Source organism: Pusillimonas caeni (assembly GCF_003545815.1).
Lineage (GTDB): Bacteria > Pseudomonadota > Gammaproteobacteria > Burkholderiales > Burkholderiaceae_B > Pusillimonas > Pusillimonas caeni.
Genome location: NZ_PDUW01000008.1, coordinates 14,286 through 39,635 on the forward strand (window position 1 = coordinate 14,286; position 25,350 = coordinate 39,635).

26 protein-coding genes are annotated in these 25,350 nt (G+C 63.8%); 13 read left to right on the forward strand and 13 right to left on the reverse strand.

The window, feature by feature from the left end; all coding sequences use genetic code 11:
• Nucleotides 1–24: 24 nt before the first annotated feature.
• The 4 genes from CSC67_RS16440 (at nucleotide 25) to CSC67_RS16455 (ending at nucleotide 3,407) form a co-directional block, all read left to right on the forward strand.
• Complete coding sequence (locus CSC67_RS16440; protein ID WP_167752938.1) at nucleotides 25–1,143, forward strand: carbon-nitrogen hydrolase family protein; 1,119 nt, start codon at nucleotides 25–27, stop codon at nucleotides 1,141–1,143.
• A 198-nt stretch (nucleotides 1,144–1,341) separates the two neighbouring features.
• The gene (locus CSC67_RS16445; RefSeq protein WP_118995703.1) at nucleotides 1,342–1,827 is read left to right on the forward strand and encodes a glutathione peroxidase; all 486 of its coding nucleotides are present in this window, start codon (nucleotides 1,342–1,344) and stop codon (nucleotides 1,825–1,827) included.
• A 21-nt stretch (nucleotides 1,828–1,848) separates the two neighbouring features.
• A complete protein-coding gene (locus tag CSC67_RS16450) occupies nucleotides 1,849–2,547 on the forward strand; it encodes a glutathione binding-like protein (protein WP_118995543.1) in 699 nt (232 codons plus the stop codon).
• Nucleotides 2,548–2,564: 17 nt separating this feature from the next.
• Nucleotides 2,565–3,407, forward strand: coding sequence for an RsiV family protein (locus CSC67_RS16455; RefSeq protein WP_245220269.1), 843 nt, complete (start codon nucleotides 2,565–2,567; stop codon nucleotides 3,405–3,407).
• On the opposite strand, the gene CSC67_RS16460 is transcribed toward CSC67_RS16455, so the two are convergent.
• Nucleotides 3,394–3,894, reverse strand: a complete 501-nt coding sequence (locus tag CSC67_RS16460) for an RrF2 family transcriptional regulator (protein ID WP_118995545.1) — start codon at nucleotides 3,892–3,894, stop codon at nucleotides 3,394–3,396. The genes CSC67_RS16455 and CSC67_RS16460 overlap by 14 nt on opposite strands.
• 184 nt (nucleotides 3,895–4,078) lie before the next feature.
• On the opposite strand from CSC67_RS16460, the gene CSC67_RS16465 reads away from it, so the two are divergent.
• The 6 genes from CSC67_RS16465 to CSC67_RS16490 all read left to right on the forward strand — a co-directional run bounded on the left by CSC67_RS16465 (nucleotide 4,079) and on the right by CSC67_RS16490 (nucleotide 10,115).
• Complete coding sequence (locus CSC67_RS16465; RefSeq protein ID WP_118995546.1) at nucleotides 4,079–5,269, forward strand: ABC transporter substrate-binding protein; 1,191 nt, start codon at nucleotides 4,079–4,081, stop codon at nucleotides 5,267–5,269.
• 19 nt (nucleotides 5,270–5,288) lie between these two features.
• The gene (locus CSC67_RS16470) at nucleotides 5,289–6,209 is read left to right on the forward strand and encodes a branched-chain amino acid ABC transporter permease (RefSeq protein WP_017523466.1); all 921 of its coding nucleotides are present in this window, start codon (nucleotides 5,289–5,291) and stop codon (nucleotides 6,207–6,209) included.
• A gap of 4 nt (nucleotides 6,210–6,213) precedes the next feature.
• Nucleotides 6,214–7,293, forward strand: coding sequence for a branched-chain amino acid ABC transporter permease (locus CSC67_RS16475; protein ID WP_118995547.1), 1,080 nt, complete (start codon nucleotides 6,214–6,216; stop codon nucleotides 7,291–7,293).
• Complete coding sequence (locus CSC67_RS16480; protein ID WP_118995548.1) at nucleotides 7,286–8,038, forward strand: ABC transporter ATP-binding protein; 753 nt, start codon at nucleotides 7,286–7,288, stop codon at nucleotides 8,036–8,038. The genes CSC67_RS16475 and CSC67_RS16480 overlap by 8 nt, the downstream gene beginning before the upstream one ends.
• Nucleotides 8,028–8,774: an ABC transporter ATP-binding protein gene (locus CSC67_RS16485; RefSeq protein WP_118995549.1), complete on the forward strand. Its 747-nt coding sequence runs from the start codon at nucleotides 8,028–8,030 to the stop codon at nucleotides 8,772–8,774. The genes CSC67_RS16480 and CSC67_RS16485 overlap by 11 nt, the downstream gene beginning before the upstream one ends.
• 78 nt (nucleotides 8,775–8,852) lie before the next feature.
• Nucleotides 8,853–10,115, forward strand: a complete 1,263-nt coding sequence (locus CSC67_RS16490; RefSeq protein WP_118995550.1) for an NAD(P)/FAD-dependent oxidoreductase — start codon at nucleotides 8,853–8,855, stop codon at nucleotides 10,113–10,115.
• On the opposite strand, the gene CSC67_RS16495 is transcribed toward CSC67_RS16490, so the two are convergent.
• From CSC67_RS16495 to mltG, 5 genes are all read right to left on the reverse strand, one after another.
• Nucleotides 10,112–10,924, reverse strand: coding sequence for an ankyrin repeat domain-containing protein (locus tag CSC67_RS16495; RefSeq protein ID WP_245220270.1), 813 nt, complete (start codon nucleotides 10,922–10,924; stop codon nucleotides 10,112–10,114). The two genes, CSC67_RS16490 and CSC67_RS16495, sit on opposite strands and share 4 nt — an antisense overlap.
• A 192-nt stretch (nucleotides 10,925–11,116) precedes the next feature.
• Nucleotides 11,117–11,887: a TatD family hydrolase gene (locus CSC67_RS16500; protein ID WP_118995552.1), complete on the reverse strand. Its 771-nt coding sequence runs from the start codon at nucleotides 11,885–11,887 to the stop codon at nucleotides 11,117–11,119.
• Nucleotides 11,888–11,889: 2 nt separating this feature from the next.
• A complete protein-coding gene (holB, locus tag CSC67_RS16505) occupies nucleotides 11,890–12,960 on the reverse strand; it encodes a DNA polymerase III subunit delta' (protein WP_118995553.1) in 1,071 nt (356 codons plus the stop codon).
• Nucleotides 12,957–13,610, reverse strand: coding sequence for a dTMP kinase (tmk, locus tag CSC67_RS16510; RefSeq protein WP_118995554.1), 654 nt, complete (start codon nucleotides 13,608–13,610; stop codon nucleotides 12,957–12,959). The genes holB and tmk overlap by 4 nt, the downstream gene beginning before the upstream one ends.
• Before the next feature lie 2 nt (nucleotides 13,611–13,612).
• The gene (mltG, locus tag CSC67_RS16515) at nucleotides 13,613–14,626 is read right to left on the reverse strand and encodes an endolytic transglycosylase MltG (RefSeq protein ID WP_118995704.1); all 1,014 of its coding nucleotides are present in this window, start codon (nucleotides 14,624–14,626) and stop codon (nucleotides 13,613–13,615) included.
• Nucleotides 14,627–14,753: 127 nt separating this feature from the next.
• Here mltG and ygfZ point away from each other — a divergent pair, with 127 nt between their 5' ends.
• Nucleotides 14,754–15,707 carry a CAF17-like 4Fe-4S cluster assembly/insertion protein YgfZ gene (gene ygfZ, locus CSC67_RS16520; protein ID WP_118995555.1) on the forward strand — a complete coding sequence of 318 codons (954 nt, stop codon included), beginning with the start codon at nucleotides 14,754–14,756 and terminating at the stop codon, nucleotides 15,705–15,707.
• Nucleotides 15,708–15,721: 14 nt separating this feature from the next.
• Here ygfZ and CSC67_RS16525 read toward each other — a convergent pair whose 3' ends face one another.
• The 3 genes from CSC67_RS16525 to CSC67_RS16535 are packed head-to-tail and all read right to left on the reverse strand — an operon-like array spanning nucleotide 15,722 to nucleotide 17,756.
• Complete coding sequence (locus CSC67_RS16525) at nucleotides 15,722–16,855, reverse strand: enoyl-CoA hydratase/isomerase family protein (protein ID WP_118995556.1); 1,134 nt, start codon at nucleotides 16,853–16,855, stop codon at nucleotides 15,722–15,724.
• A 60-nt stretch (nucleotides 16,856–16,915) separates the two neighbouring features.
• Nucleotides 16,916–17,332, reverse strand: coding sequence for an RnfH family protein (locus tag CSC67_RS16530; protein ID WP_118995557.1), 417 nt, complete (start codon nucleotides 17,330–17,332; stop codon nucleotides 16,916–16,918).
• A complete protein-coding gene (locus CSC67_RS16535; RefSeq protein ID WP_118995558.1) occupies nucleotides 17,322–17,756 on the reverse strand; it encodes a type II toxin-antitoxin system RatA family toxin in 435 nt (144 codons plus the stop codon). The genes CSC67_RS16530 and CSC67_RS16535 overlap by 11 nt, the downstream gene beginning before the upstream one ends.
• 61 nt (nucleotides 17,757–17,817) lie before the next feature.
• Between CSC67_RS16535 and smpB the strand changes: the two genes are divergently transcribed.
• Nucleotides 17,818–18,273 (forward strand): SsrA-binding protein SmpB, encoded by a 456-nt coding sequence (smpB, locus tag CSC67_RS16540; RefSeq protein WP_017523452.1) that lies wholly within the window; start codon nucleotides 17,818–17,820, stop codon nucleotides 18,271–18,273.
• A gap of 369 nt (nucleotides 18,274–18,642) precedes the next feature.
• On the opposite strand, the gene CSC67_RS16545 is transcribed toward smpB, so the two are convergent.
• From CSC67_RS16545 to ppsA, 3 genes are all read right to left on the reverse strand, one after another.
• Nucleotides 18,643–19,458: a methylated-DNA--[protein]-cysteine S-methyltransferase gene (locus CSC67_RS16545; protein ID WP_118995559.1), complete on the reverse strand. Its 816-nt coding sequence runs from the start codon at nucleotides 19,456–19,458 to the stop codon at nucleotides 18,643–18,645.
• A 78-nt stretch (nucleotides 19,459–19,536) separates the two neighbouring features.
• On the reverse strand, nucleotides 19,537–20,835 hold the full coding sequence (locus CSC67_RS16550; RefSeq protein WP_118995560.1) for an NAD(P)/FAD-dependent oxidoreductase: 1,299 nt from the start codon (nucleotides 20,833–20,835) through the stop codon (nucleotides 19,537–19,539).
• A 237-nt stretch (nucleotides 20,836–21,072) separates the two neighbouring features.
• Nucleotides 21,073–23,448, reverse strand: a complete 2,376-nt coding sequence (ppsA, locus tag CSC67_RS16555) for a phosphoenolpyruvate synthase (RefSeq protein WP_118995561.1) — start codon at nucleotides 23,446–23,448, stop codon at nucleotides 21,073–21,075.
• Between the two features lie 170 nt (nucleotides 23,449–23,618).
• Between ppsA and ppsR the strand changes: the two genes are divergently transcribed.
• Nucleotides 23,619–24,452: a posphoenolpyruvate synthetase regulatory kinase/phosphorylase PpsR gene (gene ppsR, locus CSC67_RS16560; protein ID WP_118995562.1), complete on the forward strand. Its 834-nt coding sequence runs from the start codon at nucleotides 23,619–23,621 to the stop codon at nucleotides 24,450–24,452.
• A 29-nt stretch (nucleotides 24,453–24,481) separates the two neighbouring features.
• On the opposite strand, the gene CSC67_RS16565 is transcribed toward ppsR, so the two are convergent.
• Nucleotides 24,482–25,267: a TrmH family RNA methyltransferase gene (locus tag CSC67_RS16565; protein WP_118995705.1), complete on the reverse strand. Its 786-nt coding sequence runs from the start codon at nucleotides 25,265–25,267 to the stop codon at nucleotides 24,482–24,484.
• Between the last annotated feature and the right edge of the window lie 83 nt (nucleotides 25,268–25,350).

The window sequence follows — 25,350 nt, forward strand, 5'->3', positions numbered from 1 at the left end:
CACAATGAAATGGAGACAACGATCATGCAAGCTCGCCACAAAGTCCTGAACGGCCGCGAAGCGGTGCGCGTCGCCATTGTCCAGACCCCTCCGGCCTTCCTGAACCGCGAAAAGACCCTGGACATCGCTTGCGCCAAAATCCAGGAAGCCGCAGCCGGCGGCGCCAACATCATCGCCTTCAGCGAAACCTGGATTTCGGGCTATCCCTATTGGGGTGAAGGCTGGGAGAGCCGGTTGGAGTCCTGGGTGCAGGTGCGCACCGCTTTCTACGACAACGCCCTGCTCATTCCGAGCGACGACACCCGGCGCCTATGCGAGGCCGCTGCGCGCGCCAACGCGGTAGTCATCATCGGCTGCAATGAACTCGATTCAGATCCGGCCAGCCATACCATCTACAACACGCTGCTGTTCATCGACAACCATGGAGAAATACTGGGCAAGCACCGCAAGACCATGCCGACATTCGTCGAACGCGCCGTCTGGGGCTGCGGCGACGGCAGCGGCATGCAGGTCTACGCCACTGACTTCGGCCGGATCGGCGGCCTGATCTGCGGAGAGCATTTGATGACGCTCGCCCGCGCGCATATGATTTCCCAGGGCGAGGACATCCACTTGGGCGTCTTCCCCGGCGCCTTCCGCCTTCATACCGGTCCCAGCCTGGAAGAACCGGACGACACCGGAGAGCACTTCTGGGGATATGCCTCGTGCCGCGCCCACGCCTTCGAAGCAGGCGCCTTCGTCATGACTTCCTGCGGCATGATGGACGAAGCCTCCCTGCCCGCCGGTTTCGCCCTGCGCGATACGCTGAACATCAACTATGCGAAAGGCGGCAGCGCCGTCTATGCGCCCATAGGCGTGGCGATGGCCGGCCCGGTATACGGCGACGCCATCGTCTACGCCGACTGCCCGGCCCAGATGATCAAGATCGCCAAGGCCATCATCGACACCTGCGGGCATTACGCGCGCAACGATCTGTTCAGCCTGAGCGTCCATCCCCGGATACCCGGCAAAGCGGCTCAATCCGTACGCGCGGTCGAAAACGCCGATGCCGGCGCGCTGAACCGCATTGCCGACTCCCACGAAATTTCAAGGGCGCAACTCGAGACGGCCGTGCAACGGATCGCCTCCGATCTTCCTGTGTAAATGGCATTCGCTCACGGCCGGCCACCGCTCGACCCCGGTCCGGCCAACGCTCCCGGAACCAGGCGGCCGCATGCGCGCATACGGCCGCCGCATTGCCCCCGGCCCGACCCGCTGGTAAAGTAAACGGTCGGCTCCGTCGGCGCTGCGTGATCGCTCACCGCGCCCCGGCCTATCGTGGTTTTATTGCGTGTGGGCATCATGACTTCGCTACATTCCTTTCAGGCCCGGTCCATCACCGGCGAATCCGTCGATCTATCAGACTACGAGGGCCAGGTGGCCCTGGTCGTCAACGTCGCCTCCAAGTGCGGCTACACCCCTCAGTACGAAGGCCTCGAGGCCCTGTACCGCGACTACAAAGAGCGCGGCTTCACCGTGCTGGGCTTTCCCTGCAATCAGTTCGGAGGGCAAGAACCCGGCAACAGCGTGGACATCCTGTCCTTCTGCTCTACCGTGTACAAGGCAAGCTTTCCCCTATTCGAAAAAATCGAGGTTAACGGCCCCCATGCCCATCCGCTGTACAACTGGCTCAAGGAAGAAAAAACCGGCGTGCTGGGAACCAAGGCCATCAAATGGAACTTCACCAAGTTTCTCGTCGGCCGGGATGGCCAGGTGATACAGCGCTACGGCTCCTCGACCACGCCGGACGAACTGCGTGCCGACATCGAGAAGGCGCTTCAACTCTAACGCTTCGACCCAAGGATATCCATGATTGATCTGTACTACTGGACCACGCCCAACGGGCACAAAATGACCATGTTCCTCGAAGAGGCGGGTCTGCCTTACAAGGTGCTGCCGATCAACATCGGCAAGGGCGAGCAGTTCCAACCGCATTTTCTCAAGATTGCGCCCAACAACCGCATCCCGGCCATGGTCGATCATGATCCGGCCGACGGCGGCGAACCCATCGCCATGTTCGAATCAGGCGCGATGCTGGTCTATCTGGCCGAGAAGACAGGGCGTTTCCTGCCCACGGACCTGCGCGGCCGCGCCGAGGTGCTGCAGTGGCTGTTCTGGCAAATGGGCGGCCTGGGGCCGATGGCGGGCCAGAACCACCACTTCGGCACCTATGCCCCCGAAAAAATCCAGTACGCGATCGACCGCTACGTGGGCGAAACCGGCCGTCTCTATGGCGTGCTCAACAAGCACCTGGCCGACCGCGAATTCATCAGTAGCGAATACTCCATCGCCGACATGGCCTGCTATCCCTGGATCGTGTCCCACGAACGGCAAGGCCAGAACCTGGACGACTTCCCCAACCTGAAGCGCTGGTTCGACGCCATCGCCGCCCGCCCGGCCACCGTGCGCGCCTACGATGTGGCAAAAACGGTCAACAGCCAGCCCACGGTGCACGACGAAGAGGCCCGCAAAATCCTGTTCGGCCAGAGCGCCCAGACAGTACGATAAACCCGCGCCGCACACTCATGACACCCCATATCACCCTACCCGCCGCTTCGAGCCATGCCTCGTCGGCCTTGCGCCTGACGGCCCGCGCCGCGCTGACGCTGGCCTGCGCGGCTGTGCTGGCCGCCTGCGCCAGCGGCCCCCGCGACAATATCACGCTCATCCCGGCCGACCAGATCGCCCAGGAAAGCAGCAAAGAAGGACTCTTCACCCAGCCGCTCAAGTACAAGCGCAGCAAACCCGACTGCAAGGGTGAATGCCCGCAGATCGAGGTGGACTCGCTGGTTTTCCCCGGTGTGCCCATACTGACCGAGCTCGTGGACCATGCGCTGGCCGTGATGACAGGCACCGGCACCGAGCAGCCCCAGCCCTACGGCACCATCCAGGAATACGAACAATACTTCTGGCAAACGGCCGCGGCGCGCGATTCCACTGTGTTCTCGGCCAAGGCGCGCTACCGCAGCCAGCACCTGACGGTCGTCGAATTGAACACCTGGCAGTACTTCACGGGGGCGGCGCACGGCATTTCGGCCACCCAGTTCCTGAACTGGGACAACAATGCGCGCAAGGTGCTGGGCATGGCCGACATCCTGCAGCCGGGAGCCCACGATCGCTATGTGCAGGCGCTGCAGGCGGCGCACCGGCGCTGGCTGGCCACCAACCCGGACGCCCAGCGCGACCCGGCCGGCTACGACCGGCTCTGGCCTTTCCAGCCCAGTGAGAACTTTGCGTTGACGGATGCGGGGCTGGTGGTCAAGTACGATTCCTATCAACTGGCGCCGTACTCGCATGGGCAGCCCGAGCTCACTATTCCATATGGCGAGCTGCAAGGCATACTGAAGCCGGAATTCATGCCGGCCTAGAGCCAGCCGGTGCGGTTCGTATGGTTTCGAACCATCGAACCGCCCTTTCGGCGGCCGTGCGCGGCGCATCGTCCATAATGCCCGCCACGGTCTGGATGGATAGCTCGCGTCTCCAGGCCGCCTCGGCCCGACGCATGGCCGAGGTTATGGCACACGGCCTGCGGCACTCGCTGGCGGGCGAAGCGCCGTCTCCGGTACGGCGGATTTCGGTGCAGCGAAACACCGCCTCGGGCCCTTCTATCGCATCGACCACCTGCAACAGGGTGATTTTGTCAGGCGAACGGGCAAGCCTGAACCCGCCCTTGGGCCCCGCCGAAGAAACCAGAATGCCTGCGCGGGCCAGGGCCTGCAATGTCTTGTTGAGATACGCCGCCGGCAGGCCGAATTTCGCCGCCAGCTTTGCGGTGGAAATGACTTCGTTCTGGCCTATCCATCCTAGTGCCACGCAACAATGCAGCCCCCACTCCACGCCTTCGTTCATGCGCATAATAATTTAATCCTCATACCTCATAATCTGGATTATATATGTCCAGATTTTTGTTGACTAGCTTTCTCCGCCGCCCTAGAATTCAATCGTCAATCTAGATATAAAACATCCAGATTAAAAATAGTGCAGCCACAAACAATCAATACAAGGTTCGCAGCCCCTTCGGGTGGAACAAGGAGACAGCATGAGACAGCATTTCTTGAAAACAATCGCCGCAACCGGCCTGGGCCTGTCCATGGCGCTGGCCCACGCCGCCCCTGCCGAGGAAAACCGCGACGAGCTGAAGATCGGCTTCATGGGCGTGTTTTCCGGCGGCCAGGCCGCCCTGGGGCAGGACTCGTACGACGGATTCATGCTTTATCTCAAGAAAAACGGCGGCAAGCTGGGCAATCGCCCCGTGGACGTGCTGAAGGCCGACGCCCAGATCAAGCCCGTAGTAGGCGCGCAGCAGGCGAAACGGCTTATAGACAAAGACGGCGTGCCCATTATTGTCGGCGTCACTTTCTCCAACGTAATGCTCGCCGTGCATGGGCCGATCACGAAAAAAGAAGTGTTCCTCATAGGCACGAATGCCGGGCCCAGCCAGATAGCCGGCAAGGAGTGCTCGCCCTACTTCTTCAGCACCTCGTACCAGAATGACCAGAAGGCCGAGAGCATGGGCAGCTACGCCAAGTCGCAAGGGTACAAAAGAATCATCACCATGGTGCCCAACTACCAATCGGGTTTCGACTTTGTCAGCGGCTTCAAGCGCTACTACCAGGCTCCGCTGCTCGACGAGATCTACACGCCGCTCGATCAACAGGACTTCTCGGCCGAACTGGCCAAGATCGCCTCCGAACAGCCCGACGCGGTCTATGTCTTCTACCCTGGCGGGCTGGGCGTGAACTTCTTGCGGCAATACCAGCAGGCCGGCCTGCTGGGCAAGATTCCGGTCCTGTCCACCTCGACGACCGACGCCATCAATCTTCCCGCCCAACGCGACAGCGCCCTGGGCGTCGTCACCAGCCCCGTCTGGGGGCCCGACCTGGACAACGCCGCCAACAAGAAATTCGTGGCCGAGTTCGAGAAGGAATACAAGCGCATCCCCTCTGATTTTGCCGCGCAGAGCTATGACGGAGCGCAACTGCTCGATTCGGCCATAAAGAAGGTGAAGGGCCACGTCGAAGACAAGGCCGCCTTCATGGCGGCCCTGAAGCAAGCCGACTTCCCGTCGGTGCGCGGCCACTTCAAGTTCGGCAACAACAACTTCCCCATCCAGGACTTGTCCATCTTTGAAGTCGTCAAGGACGATCAGGGCCGGTTCAACCTCAAGAAAATCGCCACTCCGCTCAAGGCGCAGCAAGACGCCTACCACCAAGATTGCCCAATGCAATAAACGATAGGCGTACCGAGAAATGGACCTACAACTTCTGGCAACGCAAATTCTCAATGGCGTGCAGCTGGGTGTCCTGCTGTTCCTGCTGTCGGCGGGGCTGACACTTATCTTCGGCATCATGAATTTCGTCAACCTGGCACATGGCTCGCTGTACATGATGGGAGCCTACGTGGCGGCGGCCGTCTTCAATACATACGGCTCTTTCGTGCTTGCCCTGCTGGCGGCTGTTCCGGCCGCGATCCTGATCGGCATCATCCTGGATCGCGTCGTGCTGGCGGGGCTTTACTCTCGAGAGCACCTGGATCAGGTGCTTGCCACCTTCGGACTGATCCTGGTGTTCAACGAAATCGTGCGCTATCTGTGGGGATCGGCCCCGATCTATATCAATGCGCCGCAGGCATTGCGCGGCACCCTGGAATTCTTCGGTTTCGAATACCCCTCTTACCGCATATTCATCATCGCCGTCGGCCTGTTGTGCGGGCTCGGACTGTACCTACTCATCAATAAGACCCGAGTCGGCATGCTCATACGGGCCGGAGCCGCCGACGCCGAAATGGTCGACGCCATGGGCACCAACATACGCAGGCTCAATACCCTGATCTTCGGCCTGGGAGCGGGCCTGGCCGGACTCGGCGGCGTCATGGCCGGCCCCATCCTGTCGGTGCAGCCGGGCATGGGCGAGCCCATACTCATCCTTACCCTGGTCGTCATCGTCACAGGCGGCATCGGTTCGATACGCGGGGCGTTCTACGGGGCGCTCATCGTCGGCCTGGTCGACACGCTGGGGCGCGCCTTCATGCCGGCCGCCTTCAACGAGCTACTGGCGAAGTCGCTGGCCCAGGCGGCGGGCCCCGCCGTGGCCTCCATGCTGATCTATCTTCTCATGGCGTTCGTGCTGGCCATCCGGCCGCACGGACTGTTTCCAGTCAGGAACGGGTGAACTCATGATCTCTGAACAAACACGCCAGGCACTGCCGCTGAACGGCATCGGCGCCCACCCGCAGCAAGCGCAGGACACGATCGCCAGGGCGGCGGACGCACTGCACACGAGCCGCATCCGCGAACTGCTGCCCATCGCGGCGATATTTCTGGCCCTTGTCCTGGTTCCTGTGGTGTCGCTGTTCCTGGGCCACACCTATTACTTGGACCTGGTCTCGCGCGCCATGATCCTGGGCCTGGCCGCCATGGGGCTGAACCTTATTCTCGGCTACGGCGGCATGGTCAGTTTCGGGCATGCGCTCTACCTGGGAATCGGCGCCTACGCCGTAGGCATGCTTTCCACCCATGGCGTAGAGTCCGCCCTTGCCCAGCTTGTGGTGGCCATTGCCGTCGGCACGATAGTGTCCTATCTGATCGGCTACATCTGCCTCAAGGTCGACGGCATGGGCTTCATCATGATCACGCTGGCCTTCGCCCAGATGTTCTATTACCTGGCCATCAGCCTGAAGCAATATGGCGGGGACGACGGTTTGCCGATTGCCGCAAGAAGCACCCTGCCGGGCATGGATCTCGAGAATCCCTACCAGTTCTATCTGCTGGTGCTGGCGATACTGGCGGCGGCGGCCTATCTTCTGTATCGGCTCGTCCATTCCCGATTCGGCACCGTGATCCGCGGCTGCAAGCAGAACACACGCCGCATGTACGCCCTGGGCTTCCCGGCCAGCCGCTACAAGCTGTTCGCCTATGTCGTCTCGGCCCAGATCTCCGTGCTGGCCGGTGTGCTGCTTGCCAATCTCGCCCTGTTCGCCGCGCCTTCCTACATGAGCTGGACGCTCTCGGGCGACCTGATACTGATGTGCGTGCTGGGCGGACTCGGAACGCTGCTGGGCCCGCTGATAGGCGCCGTCGCTTTCGTGGGGCTCGAAGAATTCCTGTCCACCATGCCCATCGACCTGGGTAGTGCGACGGAACTCATCACCACGCACTGGCTGGGCTTCTTCGGGGTATTCATCGTACTGGTCGTCCTGTTCCTGAGGCGCGGCCTATATGGTTCGTTCACGGCAAAGGGAGCGCGCCATGACTGAAATCCTGCAGGTGAACAAGCTGGTGAAGCACTATGGCGCCCTGAAGGCGACCAACGACCTGAACCTGACGCTGATGGAGGGCGAGCTGCACGGCGTCATCGGCCCCAACGGCGCGGGAAAGACAACCTTCATCCACCAGCTTACGGGGGAAGTCTTGCCCGATCGGGGGCAGATTGTCTTCGACGGCGTGGATATCACCCGCGAGACGGTCGACGCGCGCGCCCTGCTCGGCATTGGCCGCTCTTATCAGATCACGTCGATATTCAAGGATTTCTCCGTCCTGGAAAACGTCATGCTCGCGGTGCAGGCCCGCCTCGGCTCCAGCTTCAGGTTCTGGTCGCCGGTGCGCAGCGACAAAGCGCTATACGAGCCCGCCTATCAGGCCCTGCATGAAGTCGACCTGGTGCAATCGGCCCACCGACGCGCAGGGTCGCTGGGCTACGGAGAGATGCGGCAGCTGGAAATCGCCATGACGCTCGGCATGCGGCCCCGTGTTCTGCTGCTTGACGAACCCATGGCGGGAATGAGCAAGCAAGAGTCCGCACGCCTGGTGGAGCTTCTGCAGCGCCTGAAGGGCGACTACAGCATCGTGCTCGTCGAGCACGACATGGACGCCGTCTTCGCCCTGGCCGACCGCATAAGCGTGTTGCTGTACGGCTCGGCCATTGCCTGCGGCACGCCGCAGCAAATACAGGAAAACCCGGAAGTCCGGAATGCCTATCTGGGAGACGACGATGAATTCTGAACAGGCCAGGCCCGATGCCGCGCCGCAACCGCCGCTATTGCAATTGAACAGTGTCGAAACGTCCTACGGTGACAGCAAGGTGCTGTTCGGCGTCAACCTGGAAATCGAGGCCGGCCAATGCGTTGCCCTGCTGGGACGAAACGGCATGGGGAAATCCACAACGGTCAAAACCATCATGGGCCTGCAACCCTGCATGCAGGGTCACGTCAAACTGCGCGGCTCCAGCCTGAACCGGCTCAGGCCCCACCAGATCGCGCACGCCGGCATTGGCCTGGTGCCCGAAGGAAGGCGCGTCTTCCCCAACCTGTCCGTCAGGGAAAACCTGGTGGCGACCGCCAGGCAATCCGGCCGCGCCGGCCCCGCATGGTCGCTGGACGACATCTATGCCCTGTTTCCGCGTCTGCAAGAACGCGAGCATCACCTGGGATGCAATCTTTCGGGTGGAGAGCAGCAAATGCTGGCCATCGGGCGCGCGCTCATGACCAATCCAGAACTCCTCATACTGGACGAGGCGACCGAAGGCCTGGCCCCGATCGTTCGCAAGGACATCTGGCGCTGCATCGTTCTGCTGAAAAGCCGCGGCCTGGCGCTGCTGGTCATCGACAAGAACCTGTCGGCGCTCATGCGCGTGGCCGACAGGCATTACATCCTGGAAAAAGGTGTCGTGGTATGGAGCGGCGCCTCGGAAGAACTGCATGCCAATCCGGATCTCGTGTACCACTACATCGGCATGTAGACGAAGCAACATCGACCCGGACCGGGACGGATCCGCGTCCGGGGCAGTGCAAGCAACAATCTCAAAGGAGTTGTCCAAATGAAGAACATCGTGGTTGTCGGCAGTGGTTTCGCAGGCCTGTGGAGCGCAATCGGGGCGGCAAGGAAACTGGACGAACTGGGCGTCGGGGCCGACGCGGTCGGCATAACCGTCGTGGATCAAAACGATTTCCACAGCATCCGGGTCCGCAATTACGAGGAAGACCTGGAATCCACCGTCATTCCGCTGGCCAGGGTGCTTGATCCCATTGGGGTCCGTCATGTTCAAGGCACCGTCAGCGACATCGATGCAAGCGGGCAAACGGTTACGGTCGATACCCCCGCGGGCCGCCAATATCTGGCCTACGACCGCCTAGTCTATGCCTTGGGCAGCCAATTGCGGCGCCCTGCCATTCCGGGACTGGCCGAGCACTCGTTCGACATCGACACCTACCAGGCCGCCAAGCGGCTCGAGCAGCATCTTGCCGGCCTGCCCGATTCGCAGCGCGACAATCGCGGCAAATACACGGTGCTGGTCGTGGGCGCCGGGCTGACCGGCATAGAACTGGCTTCGGAGCTTCCCGGCCGGCTCGAGGCCATACGGGCGGCGCACCATGGCGACGAGCCCATACGCGTCATTCTGGCCGACTCCAATTCGTCCATCGGGTCGGACATGGGCGAGCAAGCCATGGCCGTCATCGAGCGGGCCATGGCGGCGCTCGGCGTAGAAACCCGCACAGACGTCGCCATCACCTCCGTCGATGCCACGGGCGCCACCCTGGCCAGCGGCGAAAGAATCCCCGCGCCCACCATCGTCTGGTGCGCGGGCATGCAGGCCAATGAGCTGGGAAAACTGCTTCCCGTCGAAAAAGACCGCCTGGGACGCATCGCCGTCGATGAGTTCATGCGGGCCAAGGGGCTGCGAAACGTCTTTGCCGCCGGCGATGCGGCCTGGTCCATGCTGGATGCCCCCCACACCACGGTGATGTCGTGCCAGCACGGTCGGCCCATGGGTCGGTATGCCGGACACAACGTGGCCGCCGACCTGCTGGGCAAGCCCATGCTGCCGCTGCACATCGACTGGTACACCACTGTCCTGGACCTGGGGCCGTGGGGCGCGGTGTACACCACAGGCTGGGATCGCCAGGTGATTGCTTCTGGCGAAACGGCGAAAAACACCAAGCAGACCATCAACTGCCGCAGGATCTACCCGCCGCTAAGCGGAAGCCGCGCAGAGATTCTCGCCTCGGCAGCCCCCGAAGTGCAGAGGCCGCCCGAAGTGAAGCTGGCCGATGCAAACAGCCAGACGGTGCTCGGCGCTTAGAACCGGTCGTCGTCCCGCTCGAAGCGGTCCAGGTCGAAGTAGCGGGAGGTCGAGCCCGAGTCCTCCTGGGCGGAGCCGGCGGCCTGCGCATTGCCTGACTGCCGGCCGCTGTCCCGCCCGCCGCTCGGCAAAGGCGCTTTCCCGGAATCGACGGGCTGTGCGCGGCCTGGCGGCTGCGATGCCGATGCGGAAGAAGCCGCGGCGCCGCCGCCGGCCGCCGCGCGCTGCTTCAGTACTTTCTGCGTCAGCTCATCGAGCTGGGCGGCGAGACGGTTCTCATGCTTGCGCCGCGCCCAGTCGGCCGCGTCCTCGCCGCGCAGATTGCGAGCCGTAACGTCGGCGCCGGCGTTCAGCAAAATACGCACCACTTCCTCGCTTCCCGCGTAGGCAGCCATCATCAGCGGCGAAGTGCCGTCGGGCGACGGGGCGTTCGCGATGGCCTTGTTGGCCAGCAGCAGCTTGACTGTATCCGCGTGCCCCTTCGACGCCGCATAGTGCAGCGGTGTCCAGCCCAGGCGGTTGACTTCAGCCCCCTTCTTGATGAGGTCTGCCGCGCGCTTGGTCTGGCCGATGACGGCCAGGTACATCAAAGGAGTTTCATCGTGGGCGTTCACCGCATTGACGTTGATGTTGCGATGCCGCACCAGCAAATCGTAGACGTCCCATGCTCCGTCCTGTATGGCTTGCATGATAGAGGGCTGGCCCTCTTTGCTGACCGCATTCGGGTCTTCGCCCATAGCCAGCTGCGACTTGATCTGCTCGACCCGGTCATTGGTGATGTCGATCCACCAATTGGCTGAAGCAGCCATGACCTGGGCCGAGAAAGCCAGGATTATTACGGCAAAAATCGCTTTGAATGAAATATTCATTTCAATTAAATCAATGGGTTAATTTAATAATTTAAGAAATTACATTAAAGAAATTACTTTAAATAACCTGGCGCCACCCCAACCCGCACAAGAGCAACGAGGTCAACATTTTAATTAAATCAATTTATCAAGTTATCTTTTTATCTTGCTGAAAAGACTAAAGAAATTTTCCGTAGTCTGCCGAGCCACGTCAGCCACGGGCACAGCTCGCAATTCAGCGATCTTCTCGGCCACGTGAATGACCTTGGATGGATCGTTGGTCTTGCCGCGATACGGTACGGGCGCCAAAAAAGGCGAATCGGTTTCGATCAGCAAGCGATCGAGGGGAATGCGGGTGGCCAGGTCCTGCAGGTCGACCGCCTTCTTGAACGTGACGATGCCCGACAATGAAATGTAGAAGTTCATCTCCATGGCGGCCTGGGCCACTTCCCACGACTCGGTGAAACAATGCATCACGCCGCCGAATTCGTCGGCGCCCTCTTCGCGCATGATGCGCAGGGTGTCTTCGCTGGCCGAACGGGTATGGATGATGAGCGGCAGGCCGCTTTTGCGACTGGCGCGGATATGGGTGCGAAAGCGTTCGCGCTGCCACTCCAGCGGCTCCGAAAGGCGGAAATAATCAAGCCCCGTCTCGCCTATCGCCACGACCTTGGGGTGCCGGGCCATGTCGGCCAGCTGTTCCACCGTGGGCTCGGGCGTATCTTCGTAGTCGGGGTGCACGCCCACCGAGGCATACAGATGGGAATGCGGCGCCACGACTTCCATCAGGCCGGGCCATTGCGGCATATTGACGCTGACCACCAGCGCATGGCCCACCTGGTTGCGCTTCATGTTCTCCAGGATGCCGGGCAGGTTTTCGGCCAGCTCGGGAAAATCGAGATGGCAGTGCGAGTCTACATACATGTTCAAACCGTTTCTGTGGATGCGGCCGGGCCGCAGGCCTGGACTACACGCTGCAACGCGGCATGCGTAAACAGCTTGGCATTAAGGGGATGATCGGCCACCGCGCGCTGCGAGGCAAGCCACTTGGCCGCCTCGGCCAGACGCTCTCGGGATGCGCGTTGCGCAATGGCCCGCAAGCCCTTCTCTTGTTCAGGGAAATAACGCACGGGCGCCTGGACGGCGGCCAGCGACAGGTCGACGAAAAGACGCTGCAAGGCATCGATCCAGGCCGCCGGCGCCTGTTTCTCGAGCAGGTCGGCCAACGGACCGATTTCGGGCGCGCCGCCTTGCGCCAGGGGCGACAGCAGTTGCTTCAACCACGCCGGGCAGGCGTGATCCTCGCCGCTCCGGGCCCTTTCCAAGGCCAGCAGCGGCGCGCCGCCGGCAACGGCCAGCCAGGGGCCCGGGTCGGTCAGGCCCTGCTCGCGCAGCCAGGGCAGGCATTGCTCGGGACGCGGCACGGGCAGCGGCAGACGCCGGCAGCGCGACACCAGGGTGGGCAACAGGCGGTCGGGCGCATCGGCGGTAAGCAGAAACACTGTATTGGCGGGCGGCTCTTCCAGCACCTTGAGCAAGGCGTTGGCCGAAATGATGTTGAGCGCCTCGGCGGGATACAGTACGGCCACTCGCCAGCCGCCCCGGTGGGTGGCCGTGTTGAACCAGTCGTGCAGGGCCCGCAGCTGCTCGACACGGATATCCCGCGACGGCGCCTTGCGGGCCGAGCCGCCGGCCGGCTCCGCGGCCTCGTCGGCGGCGTCTTCTCCTTCTTGGGCCGCCACGGCGTCCGGCCGGATGCGGCGCAGGTCGGGATGGTTGCCCGAGGCCACCCAGGCGCAGGCATGGCACCGCCCGCAAGCGATGCCGCGCTGGGGCGACTCGCAAAGCAGGCTGGCGGCCGCGGCCAGGGCGAAGCGGCGCTTGCCTATGCCGGCCAGCCCGTGGATCAGCCAGGCATGCGCAAACCGCTCGCGCCGTCCGAGCCATTGTTCGGCGGTGTCGTGCTGCCAGGGCAGGAAACCGGGCGGCGCGCTCATGCGCTGCCTCCCAGCCGTCCTTCGCGCCAGGCTTGCTCCAGCTCTTGTGCCTGAGCGATGAGGTCGGCCCGCACCACCTCGATGTCGCGGCTGGAATCGAGCACCCGGACACGGCCCGGATGCCGCCGGGCGCGTTCGTGATAGGCCTGGCGGGTGCGTTCGAAGAAGTCCGCCCCTTCCTGTTCGAAGCGGTCGAGGTCGCGGCTGCGCGCCAGGCGTTCGCGGGCAATGGCCAGCGGCACATCGAAAAGCCAGGTGCGATCGGGTTGCAGGTGCGGATGCACCCATTGCTCCAGGGCTTCGACCCGCTCGGCGCCCAGCTCGCGCCCGCCGCCCTGATAGGCGTAGCTGGCGTCGGTAAAACGGTCGCAGACCACCCATTTTCCGGCGGCGAGCGCGGGCTCGATCACGGTGCGCAGGTGTTCGCAGCGGGCGGCGAACATCAGCAGCAGTTCGGTCTCGAGCTGCATGGGCCGGGTCAGGACAATCTGGCGCAGGGCCTCGCCCATTTCCGTGCCGCCGGGTTCGCGGGTGCATACGACGTCCAGGCCCCGGCCGCGCAGGTGCTCGACGAGCCCGAGCACATGGGTGCTTTTGCCGGCTCCGTCCAGCCCTTCGAGCGTCACGAAACAGCCGCGTGGGGTAGTCATGTTCAACGTTGTCCCAGAATGTATTTGGACACGGCGCGGTTGTGCGCCAGCAGGGTTTCGGAAAATTCGCTGGTGCCGTCTCCCCGCGACACGAAGTACAGATACTTGTGCTTTTCAGGGTTGAGCACGGCATGCAGCGAAGCCAGGCCGCTGCTGGAGATCGGCGTGGGCGGCAAGCCGCCGCGCGTATAGGTGTTCCAGGGCGTGTCGGCCTGCAGGTCGCGCTTGCGGATGCGGCCTTCGTAGGCTTCGCCCATGCCGTAGATGACGGTGGGGTCGGTCTGCAGCGGCATCTTGATGCGCAAGCGGTTGACGAAGACCCCCGCCACGCGGGCGCGGTCGGCGCTATGGCCGGTTTCCTTCTCGACGATGGAAGCCAGTATCAGGGCTTCATAGGGGCTTGACAGGGGCAGGTCGGGCTCGCGCTCGGCCCAGAGCTTGTCCAGTTGCTGCATTTGCGCGTGGTAGGCGCGCCGCAATATGTCGAAATCGGTCGTTCCCGGCGTGAAAACGTAGGTATCGGGATAGAAAAGCCCTTCGGGATGCGACTGTTCGGCGCCCAGGCGCTGCAATAGCTCCTGGTCGGAAACGCCGTCCAGCGTCTGCTTGACGTCCGGGCTGGCGCGCAGCACGCCGCGTATCTGCTGGTAGGTCCAGCCCTCTACCAGGGTGAGCCGCGTCAGGGTCATGTCGCCCTGCGCCATGCGCTCGAGCAGCTGCCAGGGCGTGTCGCCCTTTTTCGCTTCGTAAGCCCCGGCCTTCAATTGGCGATCGAGCTCGGTCAGGCGGGCCAGGACCACGAAGGCGCGCTGGTCGATCCGGATGCCCGCTTCGTTCATGACTCGCGCCACGCCGTGGGGCGAGCTGCCGGGCTCGACGAGATAATCGATGCGCTCGGCGTTCATGGATACGGCCCGCTTCGTGGCCCAATACCAGGCCCCCGCGCTGGCGGCAAGCCCGGCAAGCGCGGCAAAGAGCAGTACATAAAGAAGGAAAATACCGAATCTGCGTTTCATTGCTTCAAAAGTGTAGCCGATGGCCTTGACCCGCCGGCGTCCGTCCGGCATGGTAAGGAATTGCCGTTATCATAAACGGTGTAGTGTATTGGTTTATGCCCCACCCGCTTTCAGACCCGTCGTATCCATGAATAATTCCCCTGCTTTTGCGACCCCCCTTGCCGATCTTTCCGTCCTGCGCGCCACCGGCGCCGATGCGGCCGACTTCCTGCACGGCCAGCTCACCCAGGACATCGCCGGCCTGCCGTCCGGCCAGGCGCGGCTGGCGGGCTATTGCACGCCCAAGGGCCGCCTGCTGGGCACCGTGGTCATCTGGCGCGACCCCGCCAATCCGGCGGATTTCGTCGCCCTCATCAAGGCCGACATCGCCGAAACGCTGGCCAAGAGGCTGTCGATGTTCATCCTGCGGGCCAAAGCCAAGCTCACCGTCGAACCGCTCGCCGTATGGGGGGTTCAGCTTCAGGCCGGCGAGACCCCCGCCGGCCCCCTGGCGCCTCCCGCAGGCGCCGCGCCCTGGAGCGTGGTGCGCACAGACCAGGGTACCTGGGTCAGTGCTCCGCGCGCCGACACCGGACTGCAGCGCTGGTGGCTGGTAACCGGCCAGGAAATCCCCGCCCAGGGCGGGCAGGCGTCCGAACTGCAGGCGGCCTGGCAGGCCGCCGACATCGCCGCCGGCCTTCCCTGGACGCAGGCCGCCACGCAAGACGTCTTCATTCCCCAAACCCTCAACCTGGACTTGATCGAAGGCGTCAATTTCACCAAGGGCTGTTATCCCGGCCAGGAAGTGGTGGCCCGCAGCCATTACCGCGGAACCATCAAGCGCCGCATGGCCTATGGCGTCGCCGATTCAGCCGAATCCGCCGCCTCGCTGGCGGGCAGCGACATCTTCGACGCCGCGCGGCCCGAATCGCCCAGTGGCCGCGTAGTCAACGCCGCCACCCACGATGGCCGCACCCATCTGCTGCTGGAGGTACACCTGGCCGACCTGGGCACGGCCGAATATCGCCTGGGCTCGGTCGACGGTCCGCACATCGGCATCCAGCCTTTACCCTATTCCATCGACACCGTCGAGGCGGGCTAGTTGAGGCTGAGGTCTTACGCGCCCAGGTCGGCCAACGGATGGGCGGCGCCGGCCGGCCAGGCGGGGACGAAAAAGCGTTGCACCCATTCACTGTCCGCCTCCGCAATCGAGGCCGGCCACCAGCGGGGCGACTTGTCCTTGTCGATCAGCAGCGCCCGCACGCCTTCCCTGAAATCGCCGCCCGCGACGCATTGCAGTATGGCGGTGTACTCCATCTGAAACACCTGGGCCAGCGACAGGCCCCGCGCCCTCTTCTGCAGGGTGAATCCCAGGCGCGCCGAGCCGGGAGCACCCCGCATGAAGGTCTGCGCGGCGCGGGCAAGCCAGGGGTTCGAGGCATCCTGCCACCCTTGTACGCCGGCGCAGATGGCCTCGAAGTCGGGGCCGTCGCACTGCTCGGCGATGCGCTCGTAGAGAGACTGCAGCGGGCCGGGGCAGCCCATGTCGGTCAAGGCCATCGACCGCAGCAGCCGATCCAGCCGGATGTCGTTCTCTTGCCGGTCGTCCGACCACGAGGCGCTCTGCAGCGCCTGCGCCAGAGCGGGCCATCCCGCCGAGTACAGGCAGTAGTCGGCCAGGCCCAGATGGCGGCAATCCGAGGCGCCGAGCTGGGCGCCGGTCAGGGCCAGGAAGGTGCCGATGCCGGCGGGCAGGCGCTCGAGCATCCAACTGGCGCCCACATCGGGAAAGATTCCGATGGTGATTTCCGGCATGGCGAAACGGGTGGTTTCCGTGGCGACGCGGTGGCTGGCGCCCATCATCAGGCCGACGCCGCCTCCCATGACGATGCCGCTGCCCCAGCACAGCAGGGGCTTGGCATAGCGGTGTATGTGATAGTCCAGCCGATATTCGACGGCGAAGAAGTCGCGGGCGTATTCATTGTTCCAGGCGTCGCCGGGCTCGGCTGCCTGCATGGAGGCGTAGAGGCTGTGCAGGTCGCCCCCGGCGCAAAAGGCCTTGCCGCCCTCGCCGCGCAGCACGACCATGACCACGGCATCGTCTTTTTCCCATGCAGTCAGTTGGCGGTCCAGCTCAGCGCACATCGGCAATGTCAGGCCATTGAGGGTTCGAGGCCGATTCAAGGTGGCCACGGCGATGCGGCGGCCGCCGCCGGCCTCCAGGGTGTCGAACAACAGGTCGGTACTCATGCGCATGCACTCCGGGTTGTGGCGGTCGGGCCGGCCGGCCCGCGCTCGGCCCGCCGCCGTCTATGATTTGTCCGCGCCGCGTACCCGGCGGGGGCGGAACCGGGTCTGCTGCTCAGCGGCCTTGCGGTGTTCCGCCCGGCGCCGCCGCGATTCCATGGGGTCGTAATCCAGCGGCCGATAGATCTCGACACGGTCGCCGTCCGACACGGTTTCTTCCAGATGGCAGCGGCGACCGAATATGCCCACGGCGGGCGCATCGACGGGATAGGCGGGAAAGGCCCGGGCGAAGCCGCTTAGCTTCAGAACGGTGCCGACGTCGGTGCCGAAAGGCACGGTCAAGGCGGTTTGCCAGACGCTGTCACGCTCTGCATGGACGACTGTCACCTTTATGCTGCCGGTCGGGCCTGCGCCGGGGCTCTTGACCGCGACACGCGGCGAGGCCGCGCCCGCGCGCCGCCTGACGACCTCAGTCTCCATAGCAGGCCTGGGCTCGCTGGGTGAACGAGTCGATGAAGCTGGTGGCAATGCGATTGAAGACCGGGCCCACCACCATTTCGAGCGCCCGGTTGGAAAAGGCATATTCCATGGTGTAGAGCACTTTGCATGCGTCGGGGGCCAGCTCCTGGAAGCGCCAGGTGCCGGTCAGGGCGGAAAACGGCCCGTCGACCAGATGAAAGGTGATCATCTCGGGATAGTGGTGCTCGTTGCGGGTGGTGAAGGTCTGCTTGATGCCCGCGATGCTGATGGTGATCGACGCCTGCATGCCGTGTTCGTCCCGCTGCTGCACCACGGCGCCGCCACACCAGGGCATGAACTCGGGGTACTTGTCGACGTCGGCGACCAGATCGAACATCTGGGCGCGGTTATAGGGTACGAGTACGGAGCGTTGGACTGTATGCATCGAATGTCGTTAATGGATAGAATGTATTGATTTTACCTTCTACCGCAAGAACCCTTGATTCATGAGCATTGTCGACAACCGCAAGGCAACCCACGATTACTTCATCGAAGACCGCTTCGAGGCGGGCCTCGTGCTCGAAGGCTGGGAGGTCAAGGCAATTCGGGCGGGCCATGTGCAGATCAAGGAAAGCTACATCATCGTGCGCGATGGCGAGATCTTTGTAGTGGGCATGCACATCAGCCCGCTGCCCACGGCATCCACGCACATACACCCGAATTCGACCCGCACGCGCAAGCTGCTGCTGAAGGCCGAGGAGATCAAGAAACTCATCGGCAAGGTGGAGCAGCGCGGCTATACGCTGGTGCCGCTCAATCTGCACTACAAGAACGGCCGCATCAAGATGGACTTCGGACTGGGACGCGGCAAGAAGCTGCACGACAAGCGCGATACGGCGCGGGACAAGGACTGGGCGCGCGAGAAAGAGCGCCTCATGAAGCACGATCTGCGCAATAAATAGCGGTGGGGTGATCGGTTTTGAGTTCTTCGTACGGGCTTTTTTTTAGAATCAGGCGTCTAGTTTGAGTCTTTAAGACGGCGTGGGGCGGGTGGGTATTTTGGGCGCCGCTCGCTGCGGTCCGGCTGCGCCGGACTACCCTCGCACCCTATCAGTTTCGGGGCGCCCGCAGAACTCGCGGCGGCGGACCAGTGGTCCGCCAAGCTCGCCGCTCAGACAGCTGCGGGCTTGCCTCCCCGAAACTGACAGGGTACTCGGCTTGCTCGAACGTCGCCCAAAATACCCACCCGCCCCACGCCTCATAGATCGTAATTTGTTGTGCTGCTGGTCCTCTGAGGCTGTGACGACCGTACCCTCACGGGTCAAGAACAATTATCGGCCGAAGGCGAAGCCTTCCAGCTGCAGCAAAGCCACCTTGCGCTCCAGTCCGCCGGTGTAGCCGGTAAGCGTCCGATTGCTGCCGATGATGCGATGGCAAGGCACCACAATGGCGACCGGGTTGCGTCCCACCGCCGTGCCTACCGGCCGGCCATGGCCGGGCGTCATGCCCGCCAGCACCGCGAGGTCTCCGTACGACACCACCTCCCCATAGGGCACGCGGCACAACGCATTCCAGACCTTCGTCTGGAACGGCGTGCCCGACAGCTGCAGCGGAAAACTGAAGTCTTTCCTTTCGCCCGCGAAGTACTGCGCCAGCTCCGCCTGCACGAGGGCGAACAGAGCGACCGCATCCTCAGGCGCGCCTTCCTGCAGCAACTCCAAAGCGGCGGGCTGCCCGTCCCGCCCCGCCTCGTCCCGGGCGGATAGCGCGCCCTCTTCCGTGACGCCGCCGACGGTAGATACCGGGTCGGCTTTCACGGTACCGGCAAGCCCGTTCGCATTCGGCCGCCCCGCAAGCTCACTTTCGTCCGCAAACAGCGCCATCTGGCCGGAGGCCCCGTCCTTGCCGTCCATCGACGCACAATGGTGTTCCCCGCCTGCGGCGTAGCGACGGGCGGGACGCAACGTGCGCAGCGGCACGCCTCCGGCGGTGCCCGAACCGGGGCGGCGCGAATCGGAGCGGACTCCGGGCCCGCCGGCGAGGGGCGGACAGTCCTTCTGGTCCGTGAAATACAGGCCGGCCAGCCCCTCGCCGCTGCCGCAAAGCAGCATGGGGCCAAAAGGGGAGTCGATGCGGGCGCGATACATGGCGGACTCTTCGGTAGACGGGCGTGATGCGGGGCCGATGCAGCCGTTGTGGTCAAGACGGTTGGGGCATGGCCGCGATCAATGCAGTTTAACGCGCGGCGCGCTGCGCTTGAGCAGCAGCCGCCCCACCGCCATGACGAAGGTGCGCACCACGCCCAGCACCGCCAGGTGATGCATCAGGTGCAGGCTCATATACATCATGCGCGCCACCAGCCCTTCGACGAACCAGCTCTTGCCCGACAAGACGCCCATCAGGCTGCCCACGCCGCGCGTATGGCCGACCGAGACCAGCGAACCGTAGTCCTTGAAGCGGAATGCGCTCTGGGAAGGCTCTTTGCCCTCGATGCGGTCGCGCAGTATGGGAATGAGGAAATCGGCCTGCTGATGGGCCACCTGGGCGCGCGCCGGCAAGTATTCGCCTTCCTTGTCCCACGGCGCCTGGGCGCAGTCGCCGATGGCGAAGATATTCGGGTCATCGGTGCGCAGCATGCGGTCCACCACAACCTGGTTGAGGCGGTTGACGCTCAGGCCCAGCTCGGCCAGGAAGGACGGCGCCTCGATCCCCGCGGCCCAGACGCAGATGTCGCAGGGATAATGCCTGCCCTGGGCGTCGGTCAGGCCGTCTTCCTGCACCGAGGCGACGCGCACCGAGGTCTTGACGTCGATGCCGCGCTCTTGCAGCAGGTGCTGGGCCGCGTCCGACATCTTGGGCGGAAGGGCCGAGAGTATGCGGCCCGCGCCCTCGAGCAGGGTGATGTGTATGCTGTGCGCGGGGTCCAGCCGTTCCAGGCCGTAGTAGCGGATGTTCTTGCTGGCCTCGACGAGCTCGGCCGCCAGCTCCACGCCGGTGGCGCCGCCGCCCACGATGGCGATCTTCAAAGCTTCGGGAGGTTGGGAGCCGTTATGGGCGATGACCAGCTTGCGAAGGAACAGCTTGCGGAAGCGCTCGGCCTGCTCGGTGGAGTCCAGCGCCACCGCGTACTCGCGCGCGCCGGGCGTGCCGAAGAAGTTGGAGCGGCTGCCCACCGCCAGCACCAGCGTGTCGTAGGCGATGTCGCGGGCGGGAAAGATTTCGTGCTGCTCGTCCATCACGGCGTCCAGCCGTATGGTGCGCGATGCGCGGTCCACGCCCCTCAGCGCGCCGTAGATGAAGGTGAAGCCGCTGTCCTTGGCCATCATGGCGTACGACAGCCCTTCGCGGTGGATGTCCAGCGTACCCGCCGCCACTTCGTGCAGGGAGGGTTTCCAGATGTGGTCGGGCGAGCTGTCGACCAGAAAGACGTGTCCCGGCCCGAAGCGGCGCCCGAGCTTGGAGGCCAGCTCCAGTCCACCGGCGCCACCGCCGACGATCACCACCTTGTGCGCCCGCTCGTCCATGCATGCTCCTTCGAATGATCGAATTCGTCAATCAGTCAGTCTCGCCGCGCAGCAACGGCAAGCCGCTGTCCCGCTCTTTTTAACACGAAGTGGCAGCCATCCAGACCTGCGCAGAGCGGACGAGCAGCTGTTCTTGCTCTTATAAAAAAGCCCCATGATTCCAGCCCATCAGGGGCCGGATCATGGGGCTTGACGCTGTGCCTGCGGCCCGGCGTTGCACGGGCGCAGTCTCGGCGCTTACTTGCTACCGCCAAGAGCCAGACGCTGCCAGGTCTCGACGACGGTGTCGGGGTTGAGCGACATCGACAATATGCCTTCGTCGCGCAGCCACTCTGCCAGGTCGGGATGGTCGCTGGGGCCCTGGCCGCAGATGCCCACGTACTTGCCGGCCGCCAGGCAGGCCTTGATGGCGCGGTTGAGCATGAACTTGACGGCTTCGTCGCGTTCATCGAAGTCGGCCGCCAGCAGCTCCATGCCCGAGTCGCGGTCCAGGCCCAGGGTCAGCTGGGTCATGTCGTTTGAGCCGATGGAGAAGCCGTCGAAATACTCGAGGAATTTGTCGGCCAGCAAGGCGTTGGAGGGCACTTCGCACATCATGATCAGGCGCAGGCCGTTCTCGCCGCGCGCCAGGCCGTGCTTGGCCAGCAGGTCGACGACGCGCTTGGCCTGCGACAGGGTGCGCACGAAAGGCACCATGATCTCGACGTTGGTCAGGCCCATGTCGTCGCGCACTTTCTTGAGGGCTTCGCATTCCATGCGGAAGCACTCTTCGAACTCGTCGGAGATGTAGCGCGAGGCGCCGCGGAAGCCCAGCATGGGGTTTTCTTCTTCGGGCTCGTAGCGCGAGCCGCCCACGAGCTTGCGGTACTCGTTCGACTTGAAGTCGGACAGGCGCACGATGACGGGCTTGGGATAAAAGGCCGCGCCGATGGTGGCCACGCCCTCGGCCAGCTTGTCGACGAAGAAGGCGCGCGGGCTGGCATAGCCCCGGGCGGCCGACTCGACGGCCTTCTTGAGCTCGCTGTCGACGTTGGGATAGTCGAGCACGGCCTTGGGATGGACGTTGATGTTGTTGTTGATGATGAACTCGAGACGGGCCAGGCCGACGCCGGCATTGGGAATCTGCGAGAAATCGAAGGCCAGCTGCGGGTTGCCCACGTTCATCATGACCTTCAGGCCGATGTCGGGCATTTCGCCCCAGCGGACCTCTTCGATCTCGGTCTCGATCAGACCGTCGTAGATGCGGCCCTCGTCGCCCTCGGCGCACGAGACGGTGACTTCCTTGCCGTCTTGCAGCACGTCGGTGGCGTTGGCGCAGCCCACCACGGCGGGAATGCCCAGCTCGCGGGCGATGATGGCCGCGTGGCAGGTACGGCCGCCGCGATTGGTGACGATGGCCGAGGCCAGCTTCATGACCGGCTCCCAGTTGGGATCGGTCATGTCGGTGACGAGGATGTCGCCGGCCTGGACTTGGTCCATCTGCGATATGTCGCCCACGATGCGCACCTTGCCCGAGCCGATCTTCTGCCCGATGGCGCGGCCGGTGACGAGAACGTCGCCGGTGGCCTTGAGGCGGTAGCGCTCCTGCACGTCCTGCTTGCCCTGCTGCGACTTGACGGTTTCGGGACGCGCCTGAAGGATGTAGATCTTGCCATCGACGCCGTCGCGGCCCCATTCGATGTCCATGGGGCGCTTGTAGTGCTGCTCGATGATGACGGCGTAGCGGGCCAGCTCGATGACTTCGTCGTCGGTCAGCGAGTAGCGGTTGCGCTCGGACACCGGCACGTCGACGGTGCGCACGGCCACGCCGGCGGTGCGCTCGGGGTCGAACTCCATCTTGATGAGCTTGGAGCCGATGCGGCGGCTGATGATGGGATAGTGTCCCGAAGCCAGGGTGGGCTTGAAGACATAGAATTCATCGGGATTGACGGCCCCCTGCACCACGGTTTCGCCCAGGCCGTAGGACGAGGTGATGAAGACCACGTCGTTGAAGCCGGACTCGGTGTCGAGGGTGAACATGACGCCGGCGCTGCCCTTGTCGGAGCGCACCATGCGCTGGATGCCGGCCGACAGCGCCACGTCGGCGTGGGCGTAGCCCTTGTGCACGCGATAGGAGATGGCGCGGTCGTTGTACAGCGAGGCGAACACGTGGCGCACCTTGTCGAGCACGTCGTCGATGCCGACGACGTTCAGGAAGGTTTCCTGCTGGCCGGCGAAGGAGGCGTCGGGCAGGTCTTCCGCCGTTGCGGACGAACGCACGGCGAACGAGCCCTTGCCGTCGGCATCCAGCTTGGCGAAAGCCTCGCGGATGGCTTTTTCGAGTTCGGCCGGAAAGGGGGTGTCGACGATCCATTGACGGATCTGTGCGCCGGCCTCGGCCAGTTCGCGCACGTCTTCGGAATCGAGGGTGGACAGGCGCTGGGCGATGCGCTCGTCCAGGCCGGTGGACTTGAGGAATTCGCGGAATGCGTCGGCCGTGGTGGCGAAGCCGCCGGGCACACGCACCCCGGCCCCCGCCAGCTGGCTGATCATCTCGCCCAGGGAAGCGTTTTTGCCCCCCACCGAGTCAACGTCCGTCATGCGGAGCTGCTCGAACGATACTACGTAAGACATAAAGTCACCTTTGACACTATAGAAGAAAGCCTGTTTGGCCAGGGCATAACGTGAGGGGCGAATGTGCCCTACAATCTATGCTCTGGCCGAACAAGCCTTGCCGTTCGCGGAAGCGGCGCAAGGTTCGATTGTACTTCGTTTCCCCGACAACCCAGCCGCCCTCTTTCCCCATGACATCCACGCCCGTCGAGCGCACCGTTTTCATTGTTTCGGACAGCACAGGCATCACCGCCGAAACGTTTTCCCACGCAGTGCTTTCCCAGTTCGAACAGGTCAAATTCACGCCGGTTCGCATCCCCTTCATCGACGGCGTCGAAAAAGCCGCCGCCGCCGCCCAGCGCATCAATCGCTGCGCCGAAAAAGAGCAGCAGCCGCCGCTGGTGTTCAGCACGCTGGTCAATCCGGACATCGCCTTCATCATCCGACAGTCCAACTGCACTTTCCTGGACCTGTTCGGCACTTTCGTAAAACCGATCGAAGAAGCGCTGGACATGAAGTCCAGCCACTCCATCGGCCGCTCTCACATGGGCGGGCTCTCGCCCCAGTATCACAACCGCATCGAGGCGATCAACTTCAGCCTGGCGCACGACGACGGGCAGTTCGTTCATGGGCTCGAGCAGGCGGACGTGATCCTGGTGGGGGTGTCGCGCTGCGGCAAGACGCCCACCAGCCTTTATCTGGCAATGCAGTATGCGGTCAAGGCGGCAAATTTCCCGTTGATCCCCGAAGACTTCGAACGCGGATCCCTGCCGGCGACGCTGGCGCCCTTCCGCGGCAAGCTGTTCGGCCTGTCGATCCAGCCGGAACGCCTGGCCGAGGTGCGAAACGAGCGCCGGCCGGGCAGCCAGTATGCGTCGTTGAAGCAATGCCGCTACGAAGTGGCGGAGGCCGAGCGGCTGATGCGGATGGAAAATATCCCCTGCCTGTCGACCACGACGCGGTCGATCGAGGAAATTTCCACCAAGGTGCTGGAAGAAGTGGGAATCAACCGGCGCAGCTATTGAATTATCGCCGCGCAAGGGCTCGCGGAGCCCTATCCAGCGGTGGATCCGGCAGCTGACTGGCGGCGATGCTCGAACAGGCAGATGGCGGCGGCTGCGGCGACATTCAGCGACTCGACCCCCGGCGCCTGGGGGATGAAGACCCGAAGGTCGGCCAGGCTCAGAAGCTCCGCGGCAACGCCCCGCCCTTCGTTGCCCATCAACCAGGCGCATTCGCGCGGCAGCGGTTCATCATATAGGGAACGGGCATCGTCCAAGGCAGTGGCGATCAATGGCACGCACAGCCGGGCATGCAAAGCGGCAAGGTCGCAGTCTTCGTACAGACGCATGACGAAATGCGCGCCCTGGGCGCTGCGCAGCACCTTGGGCGACCAGGCGCCGGCGCAGCCGGGCGAAAGGTAGGCCTGGCCGATGCCTGCCGCCGCCGCGGTGCGCAGCAGCGTGCCCAGGTTGCCGGGGTCCTGGATGCGATCCAGCCACAGGCTGGTGCCGGTTATGTGCTCGGGCACGAGCTCGCGGGGAGTCTGGGCGGCGAAATAGACGCCCTGGCTTTCCTGTACTTGGGATAAACGGCCCGCCAGCACGGTTTCGCAGCTGACCGCGATGCCGGCGGGCAGCGCGGCGGCCAGCTCGGCCAGCTCTGGATCGCGCTCGAGCCGCTGCAGGTCGAACAAGGCGAAAGCGGGCAGCCCGCGATGCCGGAGCCATTCCTGGCACAAATGCACGCCTTCCAGCAGCACCTGATCGCCGCGCCGGCCGGCGGCCAGTCGCACGAGCTGCTTGTATTGAGCGTTGTCGCGCGAACTGATGTGCTTCACAAGCCCCTCCCGCATGGGCTGGCATGCGCCATGCTTGGCGCCCGCCCGTATCGATCCGCCCCGCGTGAAGCGCTGCGCCGCAC

Coding starts and splice junctions, on each gene's coding strand:
- CSC67_RS16440 (WP_167752938.1), top strand. CDS start 25: ATGCAAGCTCGCCACAAAGTCCTGAACGGCCGCGAAGCGGTGCGCGTC.
- CSC67_RS16445 (WP_118995703.1), top strand. CDS start 1,342: ATGACTTCGCTACATTCCTTTCAGGCCCGGTCCATCACCGGCGAATCC.
- CSC67_RS16450 (WP_118995543.1), top strand. CDS start 1,849: ATGATTGATCTGTACTACTGGACCACGCCCAACGGGCACAAAATGACC.
- CSC67_RS16455 (WP_245220269.1), top strand. CDS start 2,565: ATGACACCCCATATCACCCTACCCGCCGCTTCGAGCCATGCCTCGTCG.
- CSC67_RS16460 (WP_118995545.1), bottom strand. CDS start 3,894: ATGCGCATGAACGAAGGCGTGGAGTGGGGGCTGCATTGTTGCGTGGCA.
- CSC67_RS16465 (WP_118995546.1), top strand. CDS start 4,079: ATGAGACAGCATTTCTTGAAAACAATCGCCGCAACCGGCCTGGGCCTG.
- CSC67_RS16470 (WP_017523466.1), top strand. CDS start 5,289: ATGGACCTACAACTTCTGGCAACGCAAATTCTCAATGGCGTGCAGCTG.
- CSC67_RS16475 (WP_118995547.1), top strand. CDS start 6,214: ATGATCTCTGAACAAACACGCCAGGCACTGCCGCTGAACGGCATCGGC.
- CSC67_RS16480 (WP_118995548.1), top strand. CDS start 7,286: ATGACTGAAATCCTGCAGGTGAACAAGCTGGTGAAGCACTATGGCGCC.
- CSC67_RS16485 (WP_118995549.1), top strand. CDS start 8,028: ATGAATTCTGAACAGGCCAGGCCCGATGCCGCGCCGCAACCGCCGCTA.
- CSC67_RS16490 (WP_118995550.1), top strand. CDS start 8,853: ATGAAGAACATCGTGGTTGTCGGCAGTGGTTTCGCAGGCCTGTGGAGC.
- CSC67_RS16495 (WP_245220270.1), bottom strand. CDS start 10,924: ATGGCTGCTTCAGCCAATTGGTGGATCGACATCACCAATGACCGGGTC.
- CSC67_RS16500 (WP_118995552.1), bottom strand. CDS start 11,887: ATGTATGTAGACTCGCACTGCCATCTCGATTTTCCCGAGCTGGCCGAA.
- holB (WP_118995553.1), bottom strand. CDS start 12,960: ATGAGCGCGCCGCCCGGTTTCCTGCCCTGGCAGCACGACACCGCCGAA.
- tmk (WP_118995554.1), bottom strand. CDS start 13,610: ATGACTACCCCACGCGGCTGTTTCGTGACGCTCGAAGGGCTGGACGGA.
- mltG (WP_118995704.1), bottom strand. CDS start 14,626: ATGAAACGCAGATTCGGTATTTTCCTTCTTTATGTACTGCTCTTTGCC.
- ygfZ (WP_118995555.1), top strand. CDS start 14,754: ATGAATAATTCCCCTGCTTTTGCGACCCCCCTTGCCGATCTTTCCGTC.
- CSC67_RS16525 (WP_118995556.1), bottom strand. CDS start 16,855: ATGAGTACCGACCTGTTGTTCGACACCCTGGAGGCCGGCGGCGGCCGC.
- CSC67_RS16530 (WP_118995557.1), bottom strand. CDS start 17,332: ATGGAGACTGAGGTCGTCAGGCGGCGCGCGGGCGCGGCCTCGCCGCGT.
- CSC67_RS16535 (WP_118995558.1), bottom strand. CDS start 17,756: ATGCATACAGTCCAACGCTCCGTACTCGTACCCTATAACCGCGCCCAG.
- smpB (WP_017523452.1), top strand. CDS start 17,818: ATGAGCATTGTCGACAACCGCAAGGCAACCCACGATTACTTCATCGAA.
- CSC67_RS16545 (WP_118995559.1), bottom strand. CDS start 19,458: ATGTATCGCGCCCGCATCGACTCCCCTTTTGGCCCCATGCTGCTTTGC.
- CSC67_RS16550 (WP_118995560.1), bottom strand. CDS start 20,835: ATGGACGAGCGGGCGCACAAGGTGGTGATCGTCGGCGGTGGCGCCGGT.
- ppsA (WP_118995561.1), bottom strand. CDS start 23,448: ATGTCTTACGTAGTATCGTTCGAGCAGCTCCGCATGACGGACGTTGAC.
- ppsR (WP_118995562.1), top strand. CDS start 23,619: ATGACATCCACGCCCGTCGAGCGCACCGTTTTCATTGTTTCGGACAGC.